Below are 4,969 nucleotides of genomic sequence, written 5' to 3'. Positions count from 1 at the left end.
ACAGGCTGGTGGCCAAGGTGGAGCGCCGGGAGGTGCCGCGCCCTACGTCACTGGGCGCGCGCGGTGCCTTGCCGCGCGAGGTGGGTACGTTAATCCCGCCTCAAGGGGTGCCCGCTGGTGCCCTGGCGCCTCCCGCCGCTCTACCCCCTCGCTTGGGTTCGCGAGGGATTGGTATACCTCGGACGCATTGCGCCGCGAGAACGCAGAAGCTTGGCTGTTTGAATCGTCGAATTGGAAATCTTGGCAAGACGCTGCAACATACTCCGCGTCATACGCGGGCTTGACCCGCCTGCGGGGCCGAAGCCCCTTCGGCGCGGCGAAGGCCCGCGTATCCATCCCTCTTCGCAAGAAGCATTTTTCGAAGAATGATGGATTGCCGGGTCAAGCCCGGCAATGACGATTCCGCGTGTCCCGAGCGGTATGCACGTTGACGACTCCGCCCGGCTCGGTTGCCGTGACCGGCGGCCCCGGCTATACCGCAAGCTGTTATTGAGAGGACTGAAATGGCGGATATGCGCTTGATCGTTGCGGGGGCGGGCGGCCGGATGGGCCGCGCGCTGACGCGCGCCATCACCGAGACGCCGGGCGCTGTGCTGACGGGTGGGCTGGAGGCGCCGGGGTCCGAGCTTCTGGGCAAGGACGCAGGCTCTCTCGCCGGCTTGGGCGAAAACGGCATAAAACTGTCGGCCGATCTGTGGTCGCTGTCGAAGGACGCCGACGGCATTCTGGATTTCACCGTGCCCGGTGCGACCATCGCCAACGTAGCCATCGCCGCCCAGCGCGGCCTTGTGCATGTGATCGGAACCACCGGCCTCTCGGCATCCGACGACGCGGTAATCAAGAGCGTGACGTCGCGCGCCGTCGTCGTGCAGTCCGGCAATATGAGCCTCGGCGTCAATTTGCTGGCGGCGCTGGTCAAGCGCGTGGCGCAATCGCTGGACGAGGGTTTCGACATCGAAATTCTCGAGATGCATCACAAGGCCAAGATCGACGCGCCGTCGGGCACGGCGTTGCTGCTTGGCGAAGCCGCCGCCGCGGGCCGCGGAATCGCGCTCGATCAGCACTCCGCGCGGGGGCGCGATGGCGAAACCGGCGCGCGCAAGGCGGGCGACATCGGCTTTGCGTCGCTTCGCGGCGGCACCGTCACCGGCGATCACAGCGTGATTTTCGCCGGCCCCTACGAGCGCATCGAACTCTCGCACCGGGCCGAAGACCGCATGATCTTCGCCCACGGCGCGCTGAAGGCGGCGATGTGGGCGCACGGCAAGAAGCCCGGGCTGTATTCGATGGCCGACGTGCTCGGCCTCCGCGACTTCTAGAATCGAACGGAAATCATACCGAATGAGCGACCGCCTTCTCGTGCTCGTGCGTCACGGCCAGAGCGAATGGAACCTGAAGAATCTTTTCACCGGCTGGAAAGATCCCGATCTGACCGGACAGGGCATCGCCGAGGCAAAAGACGCCGGCCGCAAGCTGAAAGAACAGGGTTTTACATTCGACATTGCGTTCACGTCGGTGCTGCTGCGGGCGCAGCACACGCTCGATCTGATGCTGGCCGAGATGGGCCAGACCGGCCTTCCGGTCAAAAAGCATCTGGCGCTCAACGAGCGCGATTACGGCGATCTCTCAGGCCTCAACAAGGACGATGCGCGCAAAAAATGGGGCGAGGAGCAGGTGCATGTCTGGCGCCGTTCCTACGACGTGTCGCCGCCCGGCGGTGAGAGCCTGAAGGATACGCTGGCGCGCACGCTGCCCTATTACGTCCAGGAGATATTGCCGTGCGTGCTGCGCGGCGAGCGCACATTGGTCGCAGCCCACGGCAATTCGCTGCGCGCGCTGATCATGGTGCTGGAGAAGTTGACGCCGGAGGGCATTCTGGCACGCGAACTCGCCACCGGCGTGCCGATCATCTACCGGCTCAATGCCGACGCCACGGTGGCATCGAAGCTCGACCTGGCGGCGTGAGCGCGGCATTTGAAATCGGGGTACTCGAGGCGCCGGTTGCCGAACCGGCGCTTGGTCAGCTCGCCGATGTGCTGGTCGATTGCGTCGAGGGCGGCGCTTCCGTCAGCTTCATGGCGCCATTCCCGCATGCCGAGGCGCTGGCGTTCTTCCGGAAAGTGGCGGCGTCGGTTGCCTCAAGCGACACCGTATTGCTGGCGGCGCGGCTGGAGGGCAGGATTGTCGGCACGGTCCAACTCGGACTCGACACGCCGCCCAACCAGCCGCATCGCGCCGATATCAAGAAGATGCTGGTGCATCGCTCCGCGCGCGGCCGGGGCATCGGTGCGGCGTTGATGGCGCGGGCGGAGGAAGAGGCGCAGCGCAACGGCCGCTGGCTGCTGGTGCTGGACACGGTGCCGGGCGAAAACGGCCACCGCGTCTACCAGCACGCCGGCTGGACGCAATCCGGAATCATTCCGGACTATGCGCTGTTTCCGGACGGCCGCCTCTGCGACACCGCGGTGATGTGGAAGCGGCTGGAGCGATGATCCTCACGACGCAAGCTGCCGCAGCAGTTCGCGCGCGAACAGCGAAAGCGAATCGTCGCGGGCTCCCATGACCAGGATGCGGTCACCCGGGCGGGCCAGCTTGACCAGGCGCTCGCCGCAAGCGCTACGGTCCGGAAAGGCGAAGGCTTTTCGACCCCGCCGTTCGATCTCGGTGACGATTTCGCGGCTGCCGACGCTGCGGTCGACGGTGCCGCCGAAATATACCGGCTCGGGCATGACCAGGACATCGTCGTCATGCAACCCGTCCGCAAAGCAGCCCACCAACGCGTCTTTCATCAAGCGAAGCGGGCCATAGCCATGGGGTTGGAACATCAGGAGCAGGCGTCCGGGAAACGCGTGCATGGTTTCCAGCGTGGCCGCTATCTTGTCGGGGTTGTGGGCAAAATCGTCGATCACCGTGATCCCGTTGGCGGTGCCAACGACCTCCAGCCGCCGGCGGATGCCGCTGAACTCACTTAAGCAGGCCGCGGCGTCGGCCAGCGCCACGCCGCAGGTCTGCGCGGCGCAGAGAGCGGCGAGCGCGTTGGCGATATTGTGCAGCCCTGGAACCTTGAGATTTACCGTGACGGCTTCACCGCACCCGCGCGCGGTCACGGTGAACGCGATTCCACCCGGCGACGGGACTGGCGACGAGGCGAGAAGATCAGCCTCGGCTTTCGCCAGGCTGTAGGTCAAAGCCTGGCCCGGCTTCAAATCGGGCAACAGCGCCGCGGTTTCCTCGTTGTCGAGATTGAGCACCACCGTTTCCGCCTTGGCGACGAAATCCCGGAACAGCTTACGCAGTTCGTCCAGCGATTTATGATCCAGCGAGATGTTGTTCACCACCGCGACGCGCGGCTCAAAGAACGCAATCGAGCCGTCGCTCTCGTCCACTTCGCTGGCGAATGCTCCGCCCTCGCCGATCCTTGCGCTGGCGAACGGCGAATCCGCCGCGACGAAGTTCTTCATATCGGCGCCGTTCATGATGGTCGGGCTTTTTCCGGCGCGATGCAGGATCCAGCCGATCATGCCGACCGTGGTGGACTTTCCGCTGGTGCCGGCGACGCCTACGCTTAGAGGAGAAGCATTGAAAAGTTCGGCAAGAAGCTTTGCGCGCGTGGTAACCGCGGCGCCGATGCGGCGCGCGGCTTGCACGTCGGGGATTGTTTCCTCGACAGCAGCCGAGGTGACCAGAATCTGGCCGGCTCTGCGAATGCCGCTGCCATCCTGCGGATGCAGCAGCACGCCCCGCGAACGCAAAAAATCGAATCTTTCGGTATTGCGTCCTTGGTCGAGCGCGCGATCAGAACCCTCAACCCGTCCGCCGCCGGCCTTGACGATCAGGGCGAGCGGGGTCATGCCACTACCGCCGACGCCGCAAAAAAAGTAATCTCTTGTGAAGAACATCGGCGGAATCTACAAGCGCCGCCGGTGAAGTGCAACGCAGGCGAGGCGATGAGCAACCAGAAGTGCAGGATCGCCGTCGTAGCGCCGGGTTCGCGTATTTCTCCTGACGTTGCCGACAAAATACGGGCGGTAGCCGGATCGCTGTATCCGGACGGACGGGCGGAGATTTTCTTTCATCCCCAGTGCTTCCTATCGCACGGGCATTTCGCGGGCGATGACGAGACCCGCGCGCGGGCCTTCCTCGACGTCGCCAATGACGACAACACCGACGCGGTGTGGTTCGCGCGCGGCGGCTACGGCTCGTGCCGCATCGTCGAAGAGGTGATTTACGGTTTGAAGGAGCCGTCCAAACGAAAAACCTATCTGGGTTATAGCGATAGCGGCGCGTTGCTTGCCGTTTTGTACAGCGTAGGGTTCGAGGCCGTAGCGCATGGTCCGATGGCGCAGGACATCCGCCGGGATGGTGGCGAGGCGGCAATCGGGCGGGCGCTGGCCTGGATGGTCGATCGGGGGCCCGAAACGCTGGAGCCGACGGTCAACGGCTTGAACAAGACCGCGGCGTTCAACATCACGGTCCTTAGCCAGTTGCTTGGAACGCCGCTGCAGCCCGACCTCGATGGCCATGTGCTGATGCTGGAGGAGGTGTCGGAGGCGATGTACCGGATCGACCGGTCGCTCTTTCACATCACCAGCAATCCCGAGATCCGGGGGGTGGCGGGCATCATGCTGGGGCGTTGCAGCGACATCACCGCGAACGAACCGGATTTTGCAATGAACGAAGAGGAAGTCGCCCGCTACTGGTGCGACCAGTCCGGCATTCCATGGCTCGGCCGCGCCGACATCGGGCACGATGCCAACAACAAGATCGTGCCCTTCGGCAGCAGCGTGTGCCAGCGCTGAGGCCACCTCTCCCCGCAGGGGAGAGGTCGGATCGCGTCGTCAGATGCGATCCGGATGAGGGGACTAACCGCGAGAATGAGCGCGTGGAGAGTCCCCTCACCCGAAGCCTTCGGCTTCGACCTCTCCCCTGTGGGGAGAGGTGACGCGAGCCGCTTCAACCTAAATTCATC

At 64.4% G+C, this 4,969-nt stretch carries 5 protein-coding genes; 4 read left to right on the top strand and 1 reads right to left on the bottom strand.

Annotation, left to right across the window (positions count from 1 at the left end; genetic code table 11):
• Positions 1–503 precede the first annotated feature (503 nt).
• The 3 genes from dapB to VGP39_RS21820 are packed head-to-tail and all read left to right on the top strand — an operon-like array spanning position 504 to position 2,492.
• Complete coding sequence (gene dapB, locus VGP39_RS21830) at positions 504–1,319, top strand: 4-hydroxy-tetrahydrodipicolinate reductase (protein ID WP_327570172.1); 816 nt, start codon at positions 504–506, stop codon at positions 1,317–1,319.
• Positions 1,320–1,341: 22 nt separating this feature from the next.
• On the top strand, positions 1,342–1,965 hold the full coding sequence (locus VGP39_RS21825) for a 2,3-bisphosphoglycerate-dependent phosphoglycerate mutase (protein WP_327570171.1): 624 nt from the start codon (positions 1,342–1,344) through the stop codon (positions 1,963–1,965).
• Entirely contained in the window at positions 1,962–2,492 is a 531-nt protein-coding gene (locus tag VGP39_RS21820; protein ID WP_327570170.1) for a GNAT family N-acetyltransferase, read from the top strand. The genes VGP39_RS21825 and VGP39_RS21820 overlap by 4 nt, the downstream gene beginning before the upstream one ends.
• A gap of 3 nt (positions 2,493–2,495) precedes the next feature.
• Here VGP39_RS21820 and VGP39_RS21815 read toward each other — a convergent pair whose 3' ends face one another.
• The gene (locus VGP39_RS21815; RefSeq protein WP_327570169.1) at positions 2,496–3,899 is read right to left on the bottom strand and encodes a glutamate ligase domain-containing protein; all 1,404 of its coding nucleotides are present in this window, start codon (positions 3,897–3,899) and stop codon (positions 2,496–2,498) included.
• Between the two features lie 48 nt (positions 3,900–3,947).
• On the opposite strand from VGP39_RS21815, the gene VGP39_RS21810 reads away from it, so the two are divergent.
• Positions 3,948–4,799 (top strand): LD-carboxypeptidase, encoded by an 852-nt coding sequence (locus VGP39_RS21810; RefSeq protein ID WP_327570168.1) that lies wholly within the window; start codon positions 3,948–3,950, stop codon positions 4,797–4,799.
• The last annotated feature ends 170 nt before the right edge of the window (positions 4,800–4,969 follow it).

This window comes from Bradyrhizobium sp. (assembly GCF_036009065.1).
Taxonomy (GTDB): domain Bacteria; phylum Pseudomonadota; class Alphaproteobacteria; order Rhizobiales; family Xanthobacteraceae; genus Bradyrhizobium.
The sequence above is the reverse complement of the archived record's forward strand: the minus strand, read 5'-3'. Positions and strand labels throughout refer to the sequence as shown.

Bases quoted from the DNA above. Each gene is read 5' to 3' on its own strand.
- dapB (WP_327570172.1), top strand. From the start codon at position 504: ATGGCGGATATGCGCTTGATCGTTGCGGGGGCGGGCGGCCGGATGGGC.
- VGP39_RS21815 (WP_327570169.1), bottom strand. From the start codon at position 3,899: ATGTTCTTCACAAGAGATTACTTTTTTTGCGGCGTCGGCGGTAGTGGC.
- VGP39_RS21810 (WP_327570168.1), top strand. From the start codon at position 3,948: ATGAGCAACCAGAAGTGCAGGATCGCCGTCGTAGCGCCGGGTTCGCGT.
- VGP39_RS21825 (WP_327570171.1), top strand. From the start codon at position 1,342: ATGAGCGACCGCCTTCTCGTGCTCGTGCGTCACGGCCAGAGCGAATGG.